The organism is Burkholderia sp. 28_3 (genome assembly GCF_003253915.1).
GTDB lineage: Bacteria > Pseudomonadota > Gammaproteobacteria > Burkholderiales > Burkholderiaceae > Burkholderia > Burkholderia cenocepacia.
Genome location: NZ_QKZF01000007.1, coordinates 261,387 through 278,612, shown reverse-complemented (window position 1 = coordinate 278,612; position 17,226 = coordinate 261,387). Strand labels below are relative to the sequence as shown.

Annotated in this window: 17 protein-coding genes; 10 read left to right on the top strand and 7 right to left on the bottom strand. The window is 68.3% G+C overall.

The window, feature by feature from the left end:
• Positions 1 to 111 precede the first annotated feature (111 nt).
• Complete coding sequence (locus DFS13_RS18095) at positions 112 to 348, top strand: GyrI-like domain-containing protein (RefSeq protein WP_060212122.1); 237 nt, start codon at positions 112 to 114, stop codon at positions 346 to 348.
• A 143-nt stretch (positions 349 to 491) separates the two neighbouring features.
• Here DFS13_RS18095 and DFS13_RS18090 read toward each other — a convergent pair whose 3' ends face one another.
• Positions 492 to 1,865 carry a M23 family metallopeptidase gene (locus tag DFS13_RS18090; protein ID WP_060212124.1) on the bottom strand — a complete coding sequence of 458 codons (1,374 nt, stop codon included), beginning with the start codon at positions 1,863 to 1,865 and terminating at the stop codon, positions 492 to 494.
• A gap of 280 nt (positions 1,866 to 2,145) precedes the next feature.
• Here DFS13_RS18090 and DFS13_RS18085 point away from each other — a divergent pair, with 280 nt between their 5' ends.
• Positions 2,146 to 3,015 (top strand): mechanosensitive ion channel family protein, encoded by an 870-nt coding sequence (locus DFS13_RS18085; RefSeq protein WP_060212126.1) that lies wholly within the window; start codon positions 2,146 to 2,148, stop codon positions 3,013 to 3,015.
• 33 nt (positions 3,016 to 3,048) lie between these two features.
• Here the strand turns inward: DFS13_RS18085 and DFS13_RS18080 are convergent, their stop codons facing one another.
• Positions 3,049 to 4,191 carry a branched-chain amino acid ABC transporter substrate-binding protein gene (locus tag DFS13_RS18080; RefSeq protein ID WP_060212128.1) on the bottom strand — a complete coding sequence of 381 codons (1,143 nt, stop codon included), beginning with the start codon at positions 4,189 to 4,191 and terminating at the stop codon, positions 3,049 to 3,051.
• A 68-nt stretch (positions 4,192 to 4,259) separates the two neighbouring features.
• On the bottom strand, positions 4,260 to 5,297 hold the full coding sequence (locus tag DFS13_RS18075; protein WP_060212129.1) for a histone deacetylase family protein: 1,038 nt from the start codon (positions 5,295 to 5,297) through the stop codon (positions 4,260 to 4,262).
• Between the two features lie 128 nt (positions 5,298 to 5,425).
• Between DFS13_RS18075 and DFS13_RS18070 the strand changes: the two genes are divergently transcribed.
• The 5 genes from DFS13_RS18070 to dbpA all read left to right on the top strand — a co-directional run bounded on the left by DFS13_RS18070 (position 5,426) and on the right by dbpA (position 10,371).
• Positions 5,426 to 5,914, top strand: a complete 489-nt coding sequence (locus DFS13_RS18070) for an Lrp/AsnC family transcriptional regulator (protein ID WP_006483264.1) — start codon at positions 5,426 to 5,428, stop codon at positions 5,912 to 5,914.
• Between the two features lie 70 nt (positions 5,915 to 5,984).
• Positions 5,985 to 6,290, top strand: coding sequence for a hypothetical protein (locus tag DFS13_RS18065; RefSeq protein ID WP_006483262.1), 306 nt, complete (start codon positions 5,985 to 5,987; stop codon positions 6,288 to 6,290).
• Positions 6,291 to 6,849: 559 nt separating this feature from the next.
• Positions 6,850 to 8,493, top strand: a complete 1,644-nt coding sequence (mqo, locus tag DFS13_RS18060) for a malate dehydrogenase (quinone) (RefSeq protein WP_034203014.1) — start codon at positions 6,850 to 6,852, stop codon at positions 8,491 to 8,493.
• A gap of 286 nt (positions 8,494 to 8,779) precedes the next feature.
• The gene (locus DFS13_RS18055; RefSeq protein ID WP_006483193.1) at positions 8,780 to 8,977 is read left to right on the top strand and encodes a hypothetical protein; all 198 of its coding nucleotides are present in this window, start codon (positions 8,780 to 8,782) and stop codon (positions 8,975 to 8,977) included.
• Entirely contained in the window at positions 8,974 to 10,371 is a 1,398-nt protein-coding gene (dbpA, locus tag DFS13_RS18050) for an ATP-dependent RNA helicase DbpA (protein ID WP_006483214.1), read from the top strand. Before DFS13_RS18055 ends, dbpA begins: the two co-directional genes overlap by 4 nt.
• 50 nt (positions 10,372 to 10,421) lie before the next feature.
• Here the strand turns inward: dbpA and DFS13_RS18045 are convergent, their stop codons facing one another.
• Complete coding sequence (locus DFS13_RS18045) at positions 10,422 to 11,249, bottom strand: phosphate/phosphite/phosphonate ABC transporter substrate-binding protein (RefSeq protein WP_048987377.1); 828 nt, start codon at positions 11,247 to 11,249, stop codon at positions 10,422 to 10,424.
• A gap of 242 nt (positions 11,250 to 11,491) precedes the next feature.
• On the opposite strand from DFS13_RS18045, the gene DFS13_RS18035 reads away from it, so the two are divergent.
• Complete coding sequence (locus DFS13_RS18035; RefSeq protein ID WP_048992435.1) at positions 11,492 to 12,517, top strand: fatty acid desaturase; 1,026 nt, start codon at positions 11,492 to 11,494, stop codon at positions 12,515 to 12,517.
• Between the two features lie 175 nt (positions 12,518 to 12,692).
• A complete protein-coding gene (locus tag DFS13_RS18030; RefSeq protein ID WP_048987378.1) occupies positions 12,693 to 13,895 on the top strand; it encodes a benzoate/H(+) symporter BenE family transporter in 1,203 nt (400 codons plus the stop codon).
• 25 nt (positions 13,896 to 13,920) lie between these two features.
• On the opposite strand, the gene DFS13_RS18025 is transcribed toward DFS13_RS18030, so the two are convergent.
• Positions 13,921 to 14,808: an NAD(P)H-binding protein gene (locus tag DFS13_RS18025; RefSeq protein ID WP_060212131.1), complete on the bottom strand. Its 888-nt coding sequence runs from the start codon at positions 14,806 to 14,808 to the stop codon at positions 13,921 to 13,923.
• A gap of 134 nt (positions 14,809 to 14,942) precedes the next feature.
• Positions 14,943 to 15,866 carry an AraC family transcriptional regulator gene (locus DFS13_RS18020; RefSeq protein WP_060212133.1) on the bottom strand — a complete coding sequence of 308 codons (924 nt, stop codon included), beginning with the start codon at positions 15,864 to 15,866 and terminating at the stop codon, positions 14,943 to 14,945.
• A 191-nt stretch (positions 15,867 to 16,057) separates the two neighbouring features.
• Between DFS13_RS18020 and DFS13_RS18015 the strand changes: the two genes are divergently transcribed.
• Positions 16,058 to 16,252 (top strand): hypothetical protein, encoded by a 195-nt coding sequence (locus tag DFS13_RS18015; RefSeq protein ID WP_060212135.1) that lies wholly within the window; start codon positions 16,058 to 16,060, stop codon positions 16,250 to 16,252.
• A 14-nt stretch (positions 16,253 to 16,266) separates the two neighbouring features.
• Here DFS13_RS18015 and DFS13_RS18010 read toward each other — a convergent pair whose 3' ends face one another.
• Complete coding sequence (locus DFS13_RS18010; RefSeq protein ID WP_006483210.1) at positions 16,267 to 17,220, bottom strand: LysR family transcriptional regulator; 954 nt, start codon at positions 17,218 to 17,220, stop codon at positions 16,267 to 16,269.
• Between the last annotated feature and the right edge of the window lie 6 nt (positions 17,221 to 17,226).

Below are 17,226 nucleotides of genomic sequence, written 5' to 3'. Positions count from 1 at the left end.
GTTTATCGAAACCGACCTGACGCTCGACAGGATTTCCGGCCCGTTGCGACATGACGCGCTTCGGCTTCTCGCGCCCGTTCCCGATGAACACCGGCTGGCCGGCGATGCGCTATGTCCGCGTCGTTTCGCTGCGTCGAACTGGAACCGCAGCGGTATGCGGTCTTCGAGCACGCGGGGCACGTCTCCATACGCCACCAGACGTTCCACGGCATCTGGAACGGGGGGCTGCCGACCTCTGGGTTCAAAGCCGTGGACGCACCCGAGTTCGAGCGCTACAGCGGCGACTACGATCCGGTGACCGGGGCGGGCGTGCTCGAAATCCGGTTGCCGGCCGGGCCCTCTGCGTGAGCAACCGGCACCGATCGGCCGACGTCAGTGCACCGGCCACGACGGCAATCGCCGTCAGCGCTCCCACGTGCGTTTCGACGTGCAATCCAGTTTTGACAAAGATGGTTTTTCATCCCGTTGGGTCGTCGTGCGTTGGCCGGCAATCAGCCGGCATGCGGCGCCGAAGGCGCGGACATCGCCACGGGTTGCGCCCACGTGGCCGCCGCGAGCTGCACGCGCGCATCACGCGCCACACGGTTGAACGCCACGCGCTGCGCACCCTTCAGTTTCGTCGCTTGGGCGGCGTGCACAAGTTCGATCGGATCGACGAGGCGCGCATGCCGGCGCACCTCGAAGTGCAGATGGGGGCCGGTCGCCGTTCCCGTGCTGCCGACCGCGCCGACGCGTTGACCGCGCACGACGCGCGCGCCGGTTCGCAACGTCGGCTCGAACGCCGACAGGTGCGCGTAGTACGACGCGTAACCGCCGTCATGGCGAATCACCACGTACTTGCCATAGCCGCGCGGCTCGGTGCCGATGAACGTCACGACGCCGCGCTCCGACGCATGCACCGCGCGGCCCGCCGGCGCCGCGAGATCGACGCCCGAATGCACGTGACGCGCGCCGCTCACCGGATGCACACGCGCGCCGAATGTCGAGCTGATGCGCGTCGCGGCGACCGGCATCGCGAAGCGTGCGCCGCCGAGCGGCATGCCGTCGAGGTCGTAATAGGCACCCGGCGAGCCGGCCTGCGCGGCGAACCACACGGCCGCGACCCGCTGCCCGCGAAAGCGGACGTCGAGCGCCGTCACGCGTACGCGGCCCGGCCGCGTGACGTCGTGGTCGGGCTCGAATGCCACGCGGAAAGTGTCGCCGTGCGCGCCGCGCTGCTTCGGATCGACGCGCCCGGCCAGCATGCGGACGATCTGCGCGGCGACGCCGGCCGGCAGATCGGCGCGCGCCAGCGACGCGTGCAGGCTGCCGACGATCGCGCCGGCGCGCGTGCCGCGATCCGGCTGCGCGAGCGTGAACGGCTCGGCGGAGGCCAGATCGACCGGACCGTGCGCGAACGCCGGCTGCGCACCCGTCGCGGGCAACGCCGATGCCAGCCCGTAATCGAACCGCGCCGCATAGCCGCGTTCGACCGCACCGCGCGCGGTATCGCACAGCACGCGATATGCAACGCAGGCGCCGAAGCGCGCCACCGGATCGTCGCGCCCGGTGCCCGTGGACACGTTCCACGCATGCGACGCATAAGCGACGTCGAGCGGCGCGGCAGACGATGCACGCAGGCCGCCCCATGTCGTGCGCGCGGAATTGAAGAAAGGCACGTCGCCAAGATCGATGGTTTCCGCCGTCGCGGGCGCGGCCGGCGCGGCGTCGTGAAACGCCTGCGCTGCCGCGCCCTGTGCGCCGGCCACGCAGGCCGCCGCGACGATGCCGCGCAGGAATGCGGGACCGATCGGAAAACGGTGAACGCCGCGTGACGCGGGTTGACCTTGCTCGCGTGCGACACGGAAACGCAGGTCTGACCGCATGACGTCGTCACTCGCTATTCAATGAAAATCGGGAAAAAGCCGGGCGTCGCGCAGGAACGATCGTCGCGATCCGGCTACTCGACAGCGAGTGTATCGGCGTGGTCGAAACGGCTGAATAGGACTCGTCTTATTTGTTCAAAAAGCCGCTTAATACTCGTACTAAATCAGCGCAGCCGGCACGCCACGCATTCGCGCGAAACCGGCGGTGCCGTGTACAGTCGAGGGCTGCGCGGCGCGCGACACGCGCCGCGCATCGTGTCTTCAACACCGGAATCCCGTCATGTTTCTCGATCAACTTCATCCGGAACGCTGGACGTTCCTGTGGAACGCGTTGTCCACCCTCTCCCTCAAGCTGTCCGCCGCCCTGGCGCTGCTCGTCGCCGGCTGGTGGCTGTCGAAACGCATCGGCAACTGGCTGAACCGGCTGCTCTCGAACAAGGGGCGCGTCGACGATACGCTGCGGCCGATCCTCTGCGACGTCGCGGTATGGGGCATCCGCATCGTCGCGATCGTCGGCGCGCTGTCGCAGCTCGGCATCGAAACCGCGAGCATCGTCGCGGTGCTCGGCGCGGCCGGCCTGGCCATCGGGCTCGCGCTGCAGGGCACGATGCAGAACATCGCGGCCGGCATCATGCTTCTGCTGCTGCGGCCGTTCAAGGTCGGCGACTATATCGACGGCGGCACGGGCGTCGCGGGCACCGTCGAAGAGGTCGGGCTCTTCATGACGCGCCTGACGAAGCCGGACGGCATCTGCGAGTACGTGCCGAACAGCGCGCTGTGGGGCAGCTCGATCCGCAACTACACGCGCAACCCGACGCGCCGCCTCGATCTCGAAGTGGAAGTGTCCGTGCATGACGATATCGATCGCGCGCTCGCTGCGCTGCGTGCGCTGGCCGTGGCCGATCCCGACGTGCTGCAGGACCCCGCGCCGGACGTGATGGTGATGCGCTTCGACGACAGCACGGCCGTCGCGAACATGCGCGTGTGGACGCATACCGACCAGTTCTGGGCGATGCGCTGGCGTCTCGCGCGCCAGGTGCGCAAGACGCTCGCCGACGCGGATTGCGCGCTGCCGATCCGCACGCGGGAGCTGCACATCGTGCACGATGCGGCGCGCCGCGCGGACGAGGCGCGCGTGCCGGTCTCGTGACGCAACGGGGCGCGGCGCGCCCCGGCCGCGGCGTTACATCCGGACGATGTCGAGCAGCGCCTTCCTGCCGCTCTTGTACGTGAACACCGAGATCGCGCCGTGCCTCAGGTCGCCCTGCAGCGTGAAGCTCGTTTCGCCGATCACGCCGCGATAGTCGGTGGCCGGCATCGCGGCCAGCACCTTCGCGGGATCCGTCGAATTCGCGCGCTTCATCGCGTCGACGATGATGTAGACCGCGTCGTACGAGAACGGCGCATACACCTGCATCGGCTGGTGATAACGCGCTTCGTAGCGTTTCGCGAACGCCGCGCCGCCCGGCATCTTCTCGAGCGCGATGCCGGCCTCGGAACACACGACGTTGTCCGACGCCGGCCCGGCGAGCTTCGGCAGATCGGTCGAGCACACGCCGTCGCCGGCCAGGATCTTCGCGCGCATGCCGAGCTGGCGCGCCTGCTTCGCGAGCGGCCCGCCCGTCGCGTCCATCCCGCCATACATGATCGCGTCGGGGTTCGCGCCCTTGATCTTCGTGAGGATCGCGCGGAAGTCGATCGCCTTGTCGTTCGTCGCGTCGCGCGACACGACCTTCATCCCGGCCGCCTTCGCGGCCTTCTCGAATTCGGTCGCGAGGCCCTGCCCGTACGCGGTCGAATCGTCGACCACGGCGACCGTCCTGATCCCCATGTTCTTCGCCGCATACATCGCCAGCGCCGGCCCCTGCTGCGCATCGGTCGCGACGACGCGATAGGTCGTCTTGAAGCCCTGCTGCGTATACGTCGGGTTGGTCGCGGCCTGCGAGATCTGCACGACGCCGCCGTCGCGATACACGCGCGACGCCGGGATCGACGTGCCCGAGTTGTGATGGCCGACGACGCCGACGACCTTGTCGTCGACGAGCCGCTGCGCAACCTGTGTCGCGGTGCGCGGATCGCCCGCGTCGTCCTGCGCGTCGAGCTGCAGCGTGACCTTCCTGCCGCCGATCACGAGCCCCTTCGCGTTGATTTCCTCGACCGCGAGCCGTGCACCGTTCTCGCTGTCCTTGCCGAGGTGCGCGATCGCGCCGGTCAGCGGCGCGACGTGCCCGATGCGCACGACGTCGTCCGCCTGCGCGGCCCCTGCAGGCAGCGCGCACGTCAGCGCAACCGCGGTGGCGAATACCGTGTTGTGATGCCGATTCATGCTCGTCTCCTTCCTTGTCGCGCTTCGTTCGTGTTCGGATCCATCATTCGCCGAAGGTCGTGCCGCGCTTACGCACGCCCTTCGAATCCCAGCAATACGTTCACCGCGTTGATGCCGATCTCGTCGACCATGTAGCCGCCTTCCATCACGAACAGCGTCGGCAGGTTCAGGCGCGCGAGCGTCTCGCCGATCCGCAGGTAGTCGGGCGAGCGCAGCTTGAAATGGCTGATCGGGTCGTGCTCGAACGTGTCGACGCCGAGCGACACGACGAGCAGGTCGGGCGCATGCTTCGCGATCGCCGCCGCGGCGTGGTCGAGCGCTGCCGAGTAGGTGTCCCACCGCGTGCCCTTCGGCAGCGGCAGGTTCAGGTTGAAGCCCGCGCCGGCGCCCGCGCCGCGCTCGTCCGCGTAGCCGGAGAAGTACGGATACGACACCGACGGTTCGCCATGCAGCGACGCGAACAGCACGTCCGACCGCTCGTAGAAGATGTCCTGCGTGCCGTTGCCGTGGTGGAAATCGACGTCGAGCACCGCGACGCGCGCCGCGCCGCGCGCGATGCCGTGCTGCGCGGCGATCGCCGCGTTGTTCAGGTAGCAGTAGCCGCCCATGTACTCGTGCCCCGCATGGTGGCCGGGCGGGCGGCACAGCGCGAACGCGGCGCGCGCGCCGCCGCCCGACAGCAGGTCGGCGCCGGTCAGCGCCGAGTTCGCGCTCGCGCTCACCGCGTCCCACGTGCCGGCGTTGATCGGCGCGCCGGCGTCCATCGCGAAGAAGCCGAGCTTGCCGTCGATGAAGCCGGGCGGCGTCGCGGCCGCCGGCATCGCGCGCACCGGCCACACGAGCGGCAGCGCCTGGCAGGTGCGGCCGGTCGCGGTCCATTCGTCCCATGCGCCGGCGAGGAAGTCGACGTAGCGCGCGCTGTGCGCGCCGGCATAGCTCGCCCGGTCGAACGCACGCGGCGCGATCACGTCGCCGAGGCCGGCCGCGCGGACCTGCGCGAGCACCGTTTCGGCGCGAAGGGGGTGTTCGAACGACTCGGTGATCGCGCCGTCCTTCAGTTCGACGCCGCGATGCAGGTGGTGATCGCTGCTGTAGACCGTGAGCATGGTTGACCGTTGCAGGGATGACGGGGAAAGGGGTTGGCAACAGTCTATTGAGGCCGCCCGGCAATAGCTTTGCTTTTCAGCGCTTCGTTTCGTACAATTTTGAGAAAACTGTCTACAGAATGCCGAATATGAGCAAAAATCGCGCCTCAGTTGAACTGGACGGCGTCGACCGCGCGATGCTCCGCCTGTTGCAGGAAGACGGCGCGCTGTCGAACGCCACGCTCGGCGAGAAGCTGTCGCTGAGCGTCACGCCGTGCTGGCGCCGCCGCAAGCGGCTCGAGGACGAGCACGTGATCACCGGCTATCAGGCGAACCTCGACCGGCGCGCGCTCGGCATGAACGTGTTCGCGTTCGTGCAGGTGACGTTCAACATGCATTCGGGCCAGGATTCGGATCACTTCGAGGACGTGATGCGACGTCACGACGAAGTGACGTCGTGCCACAAGATCACCGGCGCGGCCGACTACATCCTGCAGGTCGTCGCGGCCGATCTCGACGCGTATGCGGAATTCGTCGAGCGCGTGCTGCGGAAACAGGCCGGCGTGTCGTCGATCCAGTCGAGCCTCGCGTTGCGCGAGGTGAAGTTCTCGTCGCGCGTGCCGGTGCCGGACGCGTGACCGTTCATGCTTTGCAGGCGCCCGCACACGGGCATCCGCCGCCGATCGTCATCCCATGGAGCGCTACCCGATGAAACGTTACTCACCCGCCGCGTCGTTTGCCGCCGCGATCGCCTGCGCATTCGCATTGAGCGCCTGTGCGACGCCATCGTCCACGCCGGCCAATGCGTCCGCGCCCGCCGACACTGCCGCGCAAGCGGCCCCGCCGCGGGTCGGCGGCGATCGCGACGCGCACGGCTGCATCGGCTCGGCCGGCTACGCATGGTGCGAACGAACCCGGCAGTGCGAGCGTCCATGGGAACTCGCGAAGGCGCAGGGGTTCGCGAATTCGGCGCAGGCGTATGAGCAGTTCTGCCGGAGCGGCGGAGCGAAGTGAAGTGAAGTGAAGTGAAGTGAACTGATGTAGCCGTGAACGGGTCGCGGTGCAACGCCGCGACCCGGTGACGTTCCGGTCTGTTGCATGGCCTGCGTGACCGTCCATTCCGCCCCGTTGATCCCCCTCGATTTTCCCGCGTCGCACACCGTCATTCCGGAAACCCGGACGCGCAAAAAACCCCACGAAAACAGGGATATTCGTCGCCTGCGACACGTTGTCCGAGTTCGGTTATATTACGCGCCCCTTGCCATCCCGCCCCCCGCAAAACGTGTCGCGCGCGGCCGCTTTCGACGCAGCCTGAAGCGCCGTCCGCTCAGGCCCGCCACCCGGGCCGGGCGCGTGGCGCACCGTCGCGACGCAGGCCCTTGCCTGTTCGCGGGAAGCCGATCCGAAGGTGTCCTTCCGAATCGCTTCGTGTGCGCCAATGCAACGGCGTGCAGCGTCGATCCGGAATTCCGGATTCGTGGTCCGGATCTCCGGACCCGTGTTTCGACACGACGGAACCGCGCGCCGGGCGGCATGGCAAACCGATGCATCCAAGTTGAAAAAGGGATCTGCTGTGATCAAAACGTTACGGGTAATACTGTCGGCGCTCGCGCTGTGCGTCGCGACATCGTCCGCGCACGCCGCCGACACGAAGAAGGTCGACGTCCTGCTGGTGGGCGGCGGCATCATGAGCGCGACGCTCGGCGTCTGGCTGCACGAGCTCCAGCCCGACTGGTCGATGACGATGGTCGAGCGCCTCGACGGCGTCGCGCTGGAAAGCTCGAACGGCTGGAACAACGCCGGCACCGGCCACTCGGCGCTCGCCGAGCTGAACTACACGCCGGAGAAGGCGGACGGCAAGATCGACATCTCGAAGGCGATCGAGATCAACGAGTCGTTCCAGATCTCGCGCCAGTTCTGGGCGTGGCAGGTGAAGCAGGGCGTGCTGAAGAACCCGCACTCGTTCATCAACTCGACGCCGCACATGAGCTTCGTCTGGGGCGACGACAACGTCCGCTTCCTGAAGAAGCGCTACGAAGCGCTGCAGGCGAGCCCGCTGTTCCGCGGGATGCAGTATTCGGAAGACTACGACCAGATCAAGCAGTGGGTGCCGCTGATGATGGAAGGTCGCGACCGCAACCAGAAGGTGGCCGCGACGTGGACGCCGATCGGCACCGACGTGAACTTCGGCGAGATCACGCGCCAGTTCGTCGGCTACCTGAAGACGCAGCCGAACTTCACGCTGTCGCTGTCGAGCGAAGTGCGCGAGATCACGCGCAACGCCGACGGCACGTGGCACGTGTCGTGGGTCAAGCTGCACTCGGATGAACCGCCGCAAGCCGTCGACGCGAAGTTCGTGTTCATCGGCGCGGGCGGCGGTGCGCTGCACCTGCTGCAGGCGTCGGGCATCCCCGAAGCGAAGGACTACGGCGCATTCCCGGTCGGCGGCTCGTTCCTCGTGACCGACAACCCCGAAGTCGTGAAGCAGCATCTCGCGAAGGCCTACGGCAAGGCGTCGGTCGGCTCGCCGCCGATGTCGGTGCCGCACCTCGACACGCGCATCATCGACGGCAAGAAGATCATCCTGTTCGGGCCGTTCGCGACGTTCTCGACCAAGTTCCTGAAGAACGGCTCGTACTTCGACCTCGCGAAGAGCACCAACCTGCACAACGTCGCGCCGATGATGCGCGTGGGCGTCGACGAATTCCCGCTGGTGCAGTACCTCGCCGGCCAGCTGATGCTGTCCGACGACGACCGCTTCAACGCGCTGAAGGAATACTTCCCGAACGCGAAGAAGGAAGACTGGCGCCTGTGGCAGGCCGGCCAGCGCGTGCAGATCATCAAGCGCGACCCGGTCAAGGGCGGCGTGCTGAAGCTCGGCACCGAGATCGTCGCGTCGCAGGACGGCAGCATCGCGGGCCTGCTCGGCGCGTCGCCGGGCGCGTCGACCGCCGCGCCGATCATGCTGAACCTGATGAAGAAAGTGTTCAAGGACAAGGTCGCGACGCCCGAGTGGCAGCAGAAGATCCGACAGATCGTGCCGAGCTACGGCACCAGGCTGAACGACAGCCCGGCGAAGGTCGTCGAGGAATGGACCTACACGAGCGACGTGCTGCAACTGTCGCCGCCGCCGAAGATCGACCTCGGCGCGCCGTCGCAGGCCACCGGCGCCGCGCCGGCCCGCCCGGCGAAGGCGTCGGCCGACATGGCGCTGTAACGCGCCCGATGCCGCGCGACACCCGCGCGACACCCATGCGGCACCGTGATGCCGCCCGACACGGCCGCCCTCCGGGGCGGCCGTTTTTCCTGGTGCGCACCGGGCGAAAGCACCGGCTTCCGCTAGAATTGCGGCACGCGCGACGCCGTCGCCGCCCGATCCATCATCCGCATCGACCCAACCCGAGCCACGCCGGTGCGGCCCGCGCCCGAGCCGCGCGAGCGCCGCCCGCCGTGGCCGCGCCCGCCCGGGCGCGCCATCAACCGAATTCAGCTGGAGAAAGACCGTGTTTACCTGCCGAAACCAGAGCTGCGGCACGCAGTGGGAGCAGTCCGACGTCGTCATCAAGGACGAAGGCCAGGGGCTGCTGTTCCGCTGCCCGCTGTGCGGCGCCCGCAACTATCTCGAACGCTTCGAGGACGACGAAGGCAACGTCGTCTACGAGCAGATGGAAGGCCGCCCCTACCTCGGAGACCTGTCTTGACCCAACCGACCGCCACGCCGTTCAGCGCGCTGCCGCTGACGCCCGCCACGCTCGCGAACCTCGCGCAGCTCGGCTATGTCGACATGACGCCGATCCAGGCCGCGAGCCTGCCGATCGCGCTGGCCGGCCAGGACCTGATCGCGCAGGCGAAGACGGGCAGCGGCAAGACCGCCGCGTTCTCGCTCGCGCTGCTCGCGCGCCTCGATGCGCGCCGTTTCGACGTGCAGGCGATGATCCTGTGCCCGACGCGCGAGCTGGCCGACCAGGTCGCGCAGGAAGTGCGCCGCCTCGCGCGCGCCGAGGAGAACGTGAAGGTGCTGACGCTGTGCGGCGGCACGCCGATGCGCCCGCAAGCGCAGAGCCTCGAGCACGGCGCGCATATCGTCGTCGGCACGCCGGGCCGCATCATGGATCACCTCGATCGCGGCAACCTGAAGCTCGACGCGCTGAATACGCTGGTGCTCGACGAAGCTGACCGGATGCTCGACATGGGCTTCTTCGACGACATCGCGAAGGTCGCGCGGATGTGTCCGACGACGCGCCAGACGCTGCTGTTCTCCGCGACCTATCCGGACGGCATCGCGAAGCTGAGCCAGCAGTTCCTGCGCAATCCGAAGGAAATCAAGCTCGCGGAACGCCACGACGACAGCAAGATCCGCCAGCGCTTCTATGAAGTGACCGAGGACGAGCGACTGCATGCGGTCGGCCAGTTGCTGAACCACTATCGGCCGGTGAGCACGATCGCGTTCTGCAACACCAAGCAGCAGTGCCGCGACCTGCTCGACGTGCTGCACGCGCAAGGCTTCCACGCGCTCGCGCTGCACGGCGAACTCGACCAGCGCGAGCGCGACCAGGTGCTGATCCAGTTCGCGAACCGCAGCTGCTCGGTGCTGGTCGCGACCGACGTCGCCGCGCGCGGGCTCGACATCGCGCAGCTCGAAGCGGTGATCAACGTCGACGTGACGCCCGACCCCGAAGTGCACGTGCATCGCATCGGCCGCACCGGCCGCGCGGATCAGGACGGCTGGGCGCTGAGCCTCGCGAGCATGGACGAGATGGGCCGCGTCGGCGCGATCGAACAGGCGCAGAAGCGCGAGGTCGAATGGCATCCGCTCGCCGAGCTGAAGCCGGCGGACGACAGCGTGCTGCTGCCGCCGATGGAAACGCTGCAGATCCTCGGCGGGCGCAAGGACAAGATCCGCCCGGGCGACGTGCTCGGCGCGCTGACCGGCGACGCCGGGTTCGACGGCAAGCAGATCGGCAAGATCAACGTGACCGAGTTCTCGACCTATGTCGCGATCGAGCGCGGCGTCGCACGCGACGCGCTGCGCAAGCTCAATGCGGGGAAGATCAAGGGCAAGCGCGTCAAGGTTCGGTTGATGGACGAGGAGTAAGCGGACAGCGGCGTGAGCGGTCGCAGCACCGTCGTGCGCCGCCCCCCGCGTCACGCGAGTTCGGGATAGCCGTGCGCCGCGGCTGCCTGCGCGAACCGCGCAATCGTGTCGTAGTCGGCCGGCGACAGCCGGTCGAATCCCTTCAGCCTCAGCACGCGCGCCCGTTCCGCGTCGGCGCCGACCGCGCGGTCCAGCGCATCCTGCAACGCGACGACCTGCGTATCCGCCAGCGCCGCCCGCGATGCGACGAACGGCAATCCCGGCGCGGACGCCGTCGTGCCGATGATCCGGATGTCCGTCAGCAGATCGGGCAGCGCGTCGCGCACATACGCGAACGTCACGCAGTCGATCGCCGCGCAATCGGCTTCTCCCGACGCCAGCGCACGCAGCACGTTCAGGTGCGAACCGAACGGCGTGACCGAGCCGAAGAACCGTCCGTCGTGCGCATGCGGCGCAACCGCGTGCCGGAATGCATTCATCCCGCTGTGTGAATCCGCGCCGTTGAAGGCGGCCCGCAACCCGCGGCAGGCGGCGAGCGTCGTCGCGCCGCCCGCATGCACGCGCGCCGATACGACCAGCACGCTGCTGTAGCACGCCCCGTCGCAACCGTCCGCGTCGAAAATCGGGGTCGCAATCAATCGCACGACGTCGCGCAAGCCGAGCATCCGGTACGGGTAGCCGCAGGTCTGCGACAGCAGCAGGTCATCGCGCCGCCACAGCGCCTGCAGGTCGTCGAACGGCGCGTCGGGCAGCGCGACGTCGGCGGGCCCGCCCGCGTTCGCGAACGCATCGAGCGCGTCGCGCAGCAGCGCGCGCCACAGCACGGCATGGCGCGGCGTCACGTTGTACATCGGCAGGACTGCGATCCAGGGGTTCATGCCGGCATTCTACGCATCGGCGGCGGCCCGGATGCTTATCGGCCGCCAGACGATAAGCAAATGCGAATCGATTGGTTGGCGTAGTCGCCCCGCCCCGGTACCGTTCGAATGCCTGCCGGCGCGCCACCGTGCGCGATGCCGGACAGGCCGACCGTGATCCGCGAGACACCAGCGCACCCGGGCCGAGCGCCCCGGTTCCATCGCTCGTTCCCCGCACTGCCCGATCCATCTGCCTCAACGCCATGGCCGAATACTTCGACGTCGACCACGCGCGCGCGATCGCCGCGCTCGACGCCCGCTTCACCGCCCGGACCGAGTGGCCGACCTGGCTGCTGGTCGTCGTCATCTACGGCGGCTGGCTCGCCGTGCTGCTGCTCGTGCGCGACGGGCACCTGTCGCTCGGCGCCGCGACGCCGCCGCTGATCCTGCTCGGCGCGTGGCACCTGTCGCTGCAGCACGAGCTGCTGCACGGCCATCCGACGCGTTCCGCCTTCGTGAACAAGCTGCTCGGCTATCCGCCGCTGACGATCTGGTATCCGTACACGCTGTATCGCGACACGCATCTCGAGCATCATCGCGACGAGGACCTGACCGTGCCGGGTGTCGATCCCGAAACGAACTACGTCACACGCGAACGCTGGGCGCGGCTGCCGCGCTGGCGCCGGGCGCTGACGGTCGCGCGCAAGACTTTCCTCGGACGCATCGCCGTCGGGCCGCCGCTCGCCATCGCCGCGACGTTCCGCGATGCGTTCGCCGCGTTCCGGCGCGGCGACTTCCGCTATCTGCCGATGTGGGCGACGCATGCCGCGTGCGTGGTCGCGCTGCTCGCCTGGCTGCAATGGGCGATCGGCGTGCCGTGGTGGTACTACCTGCTGGCCGTCACGTGGCCCGCGCTGTCGCTCGCGATGATCCGCTCGCTGTACGAGCATCGCGCCGCGCCGCATCCGAAAGCGCGCATCACGATCAACGAAGCCGGCTTCGCGATGCGGCTGCTGTACCTGAACAACAACTATCACCTCGTCCACCACGACCTGCCGAAGCTGCCGTGGTACGACCTGCCGCGCGCGTACCGGATGCGGCGCGCTGCGTATGCGGAGAAATGCGGCGGCTTCGTGATCCGCGGCGGGTATCGCGCGTTGCTCGCGCGCCATGCGTGGACGCCGACCGATCCGCCCGTGCATCCGTTCGACGCAGGCACGGCATCGCTGTCGACGGGCAGCGGGATCAAGGTGGCGGTGGTCGACAGGGTGTTGCAGATCAGTACCTGACGTCAGACGTTTCCGCGTTTCGGCGCCCATCCTTACGAAAAGCCGACAACGTCGATCGCCGCCCGCGAATTGCCAATTGCGCCGGCAATGCGCAGAATGGCGGCTCATCCGGGGCTTCCAACAATCATTCGCCCCGGCTCCGCCGCACGGCCGCGCGCCGCCTTCCCCGACGACGATGCAACCCAACACCCCACCCGGCGCGATCCGCACGCTCGGTAACGACTGGTCCGTTTCCGCGATAACCGCAGGCTTTCTCGCGGTCCTGATTTCGTATGCGGGCCCGCTCGCGATCTTCTTCCAGGCTTCGCAGGCCGCGCATGCGTCCAACGACATGGTGTCGTCGTGGGTCTGGGCGATCTCGATCGGCGCCGGGGTATCGGGCCTGTTCGCCAGCTGGAAGCTGAAGGTGCCCGTCGTCACCGCGTGGTCGGCGCCCGGCACCGCGCTGCTCGTCGGCCTGTTTCCGCAACTGACGCTCAACCAGGCCGTCGGCGCGTACCTCACGGCTGGGCTGATCATCCTGGCGATCGGCGTCTCCGGCTATTTCGACCGGCTCGTGCGCCACATTCCGCGCGGCATCGCCTGCGGCATGATGGCCGGCATCCTGCTGCCGTTCGGCATGCACGCGTTCTCCGCCGCGTCGGCGCAGCCCGCGCTCGCGTTTGGGATGATCGCGGCCTACGTGATCTTCCGGCGCCTGCTGCCGCGCTACAGCATCGTGCTCGTGCTGTTGACGGGCGCCGCGCTCGCGACGTTGCTCGGGATGGCGCATCTCGGCAACGTGTCGCCGAGCCTCGCGCGTCCGATCTTCATCGCGCCCGAATGGACGTTGGGCACGACGCTCAGCCTCGCGCTGCCGCTCGTCGTCGTCAGCCTCACCGGCCAGTTCCTGCCGGGGATGGCGATCCTGCGCGTGTCCGGCTATCACACGCCGGCGCGCCCGATCATCACGGCGACCAGCGTGATGTCGCTGCTCGTCGCGTGCTTCGGCGGGATCACGATCGTCGTTGCCGCGATCACCGCGGCGCTGTGCACCGGCAAGGATGCGCACGAGGATCCGGACCGGCGCTACGTCGCCGGGCTCGCGAACGGCGTGATCTACCTGATCGGCGGGCTCTTCGCGGGCACGATCGTCACGCTGTTCTTCGCGCTGCCGAAGGCGTTCGTCGCGATTCTCGCGGGACTCGCGCTGATCGGCGCGATCAGCGCGAACGTGCACGGAATCTTCGAGGACGAGAACCACCGCGAAGCGTCGGTGATCACGTTTCTCGCGACCGCGTCGGGGATGACCTGGCTCGGGCTCGGGTCGGCGTTCTGGGGGATCGTGATCGGGTCGGTGGCGTATGGGGTGTTGAACGGGGTGCGGCGGCCCGCGTGACGCACGCCGCGCACGGCCGCTTCATTCAATGCGCATGCCGGCGCACCAGTTGCGCAAGCACCTCCTCCAGCGTCGTCGTCCCGTACACCCGCTCCGACACACCGGCCTCCACATCGATGCGCCCCGCGTTGTGCACATCGTAGAGATCGACGATCAGCTGCGCATGACGCTCGCTGAGCCCGGCACGCAGTAGCGTCGCGCTCCACGTATCGCGCGGCAACTCGTGCGCGACGATCGCGCGCCCCGCCGCCGCGCCCAACGTCTCCGCGATCGCCGTCACGCTCACCCGCCGCGCACCCTCGACGCTGACGATGCGCGGCCCGCGCCCGCCTTCCGGCGCATCGAGCAGCAGCCGCGCCGCGACGACGCCCACATCGGGCGCCCAGACCGTCGGAAACACCTTGCCGACCGGATGGTGAAAGCTCGGCAGCACGCCGGTGCCCAGTGCGACCGGCAGCACGCGCGACCAGTTCTGCAAATGCTCGGCCGAGCGCAGCAGCGTCAATCGCGTCGGGATCGTCTTCAGCCGTGCCTCGAAGTCATGGAACAGACGCGTGATACCCGTATTGCCTGTAAGCTCCGCGCCGTAATCCGACAACGCGAGCAGCGCTGGCGGCGGATTCGCGGCGAGCGCGGCAGTCGCTGCGTCGATTGTCCGCGTCATCGTCGCGGCCGGATCGGGGTCGGCCGCCGGCACCGGGCACAGCATCTGCACGGCCCGCGCGCCGTCGATCGCCGCGGCGATCGCGTTCGCGTCCGTCAGGTCCGCGATCACGACATCGCAGCCAAGCTGCACGAAACGTTCACGATGGCGTGCGTCGCGCAGCACCGCGCGCACGGAATGGCCTGCGTTGCGCAAGGCCGTCACGGTCGACAAGCCGACGTTGCCGGATGCTCCGAAGATCACGAACACGATCCGCTCCCGAGGGATGAAAGTGCTGTGATTGTCGGCAAGCGCGGCCGGAAAGGCGCACACGGGAGGATGAATCGAGCAGGAAAGGATGACGGGATGCGAGCGCGGGTACGGCCCGCGCGTCCGTTGGCGCGCTAGCGACGCGGAGGTTTCGCGCCATCCTTACCGTCATAGGCCAGCCGCAACCCGCCCCGCACGCCCGACCGCGCGATCTCCGTCGGCGTCGCCCCCAGCACGCGGTTCATCCAGTTCGCCATATGGCTCTGATGGGCAAAGCCGGCTTCCAGCGCGATCTGGCTGATGCTGAGCCGGCCTTCGAGCAACAGCGCCTTCGCGCGCTCCACCCGGCGCCGCACGACGTACTGGTGCACGGGCATCCCGAGCGTTTCGCGAAACAGCACCTTGAAATGCGGCACGCTGATCGCCACGAGCGCCGCGAGCTCGGCCAGCGTCATGCGCCGGTCGAGATTCGCTTCGACATAGTCGATCACACGCGCCGCGGCCTTCGGCGCCAGCGTACGCCGGCGTTCGCGAAACGCGGGCTGGGCGTCGACCAGCCGCGCGACGAGCGCCGTGCACAGGCTTTCCGCGTAGAGCGGATCCGATGCGTCTTCCGCTTCGAGTTCAGCGGCCATCGCCCACGCGATGTGCTGCAGCCGCGGGTCGCGCACCTGCAGCCGCCGGCGGATCTGCGCGTGCGACGGCTTCAGTTCGAGCTGCTCGACGGTGCGCCGCACGAAGGTGTCGCTGAGCGCGATGTGCAGGATCCGGCAGTCGGCGCTGTCGGTCCACTGGCCGGGCAGACCAGCCGGAATCACGTCGACGTCGCCGTGCGCCTGGATACGGGACACGCGCTCGCCGTCGCATACGCAGTCCGCCCGCACCGGCGCACCGATATGCACGCCGATCCGGTGATGCTCGGCCGCCGGAATCCGGTACGTGCCCGCGCGAATTTCCAGCAGCGACGCGCCGAAGCCGCGCCAACCCAGCCCGCGGCTGGAGCGCAGGCTGACCGGGACGCCGTTGTCCGTCGGCGCGGCAAGAATCGGATCGCTCATTGATGGTCTCCACCAGATCAGGTGCCGAACGCGCATTGTGACGCGTTTCGGGCCGGCGTGCCGGCCGTGCGCGAGCGCCGCCGGATCAAGCAGAAAAGATCATCCGTTTCTGCTCGGGACGATCCTTGCGTGCGCGCCGGCGGGCGCCGCGCCGCTTACGATCCGCTCATCCGACACCTACGGAGCCCGTCATGCCCCATTCCTGCCCGCAACGCGCGGCGTTCATCGCGCGTTCGCCGTCCACCGTTCGCCCTTCATCCGGCCCCGACGCCCGCAATACACGCACCGCCATCGCCGCGTGGTGCCTGCGCGTGGTCGGCTGGTACCGGCTCGAACGGCTGCTCGCATCGATTCCCGACAGCAACGACGATTTCGGGCTCGCCTGACCGGCCGGTCGCGCCTACTTGCGTCGCCGCTCGTGCGACGCCACCGTCGCGCCGTCGATCACCGGCGCACCCTGCTTGATCAGGAAGTCGCGGAACAGCCCCGTCACTTGCGAGATCCGCCGGTCGGCGAGCGTCACCACATACCATTCGCGTTCGATCGGATTGCCGGGAAACGGCAGTTGGCCGAGCAGCCCCGTTCGCAGTTCGAGCGCACACGCGTGCAACGACAGGAACGCGACGCCGAGGCCCGCTTCGGCCATCTGCTTGATCGCCTCGTTGCTCGACAGTTCGGAACCCACATGAAAGCGATGGCCCGCGTTCTTGAACAGGCTCTCGACGGTCGAGCGCGTGCCCGCGCCGCGCTCGCGCACGAGCAGGTGCGCGGATTCGAGATCCTTCAGCGCGACGCGCTTGCGCTGCATCAGCGGATGGCCGGGCGCCGCGACGAACACCATCGGATGCTTCGCGAACTCGACCGCGTGCGTGCGCAGTTCCTTCGGCGCGCTGCCCATCACCGCGAGATCGATTTCATGCGTCGCGAGCATGCGGATGATGTCGTCGCGGTTGCCGACCTTGAAATACGTCTTCACGTGCGGACGCGTCGCGGTGAATTTGACGAGCAGCGGCGGGATCAGGTATTCGGCCGTCGTGATCGCGCCGATCCGCAGCGTGCCACCAAGATCGCCCGTCAGCGCGGCCACTTCGTCGCCGGCCTCGCTCCACAGATGCAGGATCTCGCGCGCGTAGCGCGCCACGATCTCGCCGGCCGCGGTCAGCTGCACGCCACGCCCCACCCGCTGCAGCAACGCGGCGCCCACGGCCTCCTCGAGCAGGCGAACCTGCAGCGACACGGCCGGCTGCGTCAGGTTCAGCTCCTCGGCCGCGCGCGACACGCTGCCGAGCCGCGCGATCATGTCCAGCGCCTTCAGCTGCCGGAACGTCGCGGTCTTTCCTATAAGTGAATACATATGAGT

Coding starts and splice junctions, on each gene's coding strand:
- DFS13_RS18095 (WP_060212122.1), top strand. CDS start 112: ATGTCCGCGTCGTTTCGCTGCGTCGAACTGGAACCGCAGCGGTATGCG.
- DFS13_RS18090 (WP_060212124.1), bottom strand. CDS start 1,865: ATGCGGTCAGACCTGCGTTTCCGTGTCGCACGCGAGCAAGGTCAACCC.
- DFS13_RS18085 (WP_060212126.1), top strand. CDS start 2,146: ATGTTTCTCGATCAACTTCATCCGGAACGCTGGACGTTCCTGTGGAAC.
- DFS13_RS18080 (WP_060212128.1), bottom strand. CDS start 4,191: ATGAATCGGCATCACAACACGGTATTCGCCACCGCGGTTGCGCTGACG.
- DFS13_RS18075 (WP_060212129.1), bottom strand. CDS start 5,297: ATGCTCACGGTCTACAGCAGCGATCACCACCTGCATCGCGGCGTCGAA.
- DFS13_RS18070 (WP_006483264.1), top strand. CDS start 5,426: ATGAGCAAAAATCGCGCCTCAGTTGAACTGGACGGCGTCGACCGCGCG.
- DFS13_RS18065 (WP_006483262.1), top strand. CDS start 5,985: ATGAAACGTTACTCACCCGCCGCGTCGTTTGCCGCCGCGATCGCCTGC.
- DFS13_RS18045 (WP_048987377.1), bottom strand. CDS start 11,249: ATGAACCCCTGGATCGCAGTCCTGCCGATGTACAACGTGACGCCGCGC.
- DFS13_RS18035 (WP_048992435.1), top strand. CDS start 11,492: ATGGCCGAATACTTCGACGTCGACCACGCGCGCGCGATCGCCGCGCTC.
- DFS13_RS18030 (WP_048987378.1), top strand. CDS start 12,693: ATGCAACCCAACACCCCACCCGGCGCGATCCGCACGCTCGGTAACGAC.
- DFS13_RS18020 (WP_060212133.1), bottom strand. CDS start 15,866: ATGAGCGATCCGATTCTTGCCGCGCCGACGGACAACGGCGTCCCGGTC.
- DFS13_RS18015 (WP_060212135.1), top strand. CDS start 16,058: ATGCCCCATTCCTGCCCGCAACGCGCGGCGTTCATCGCGCGTTCGCCG.
- DFS13_RS18010 (WP_006483210.1), bottom strand. CDS start 17,220: ATGTATTCACTTATAGGAAAGACCGCGACGTTCCGGCAGCTGAAGGCG.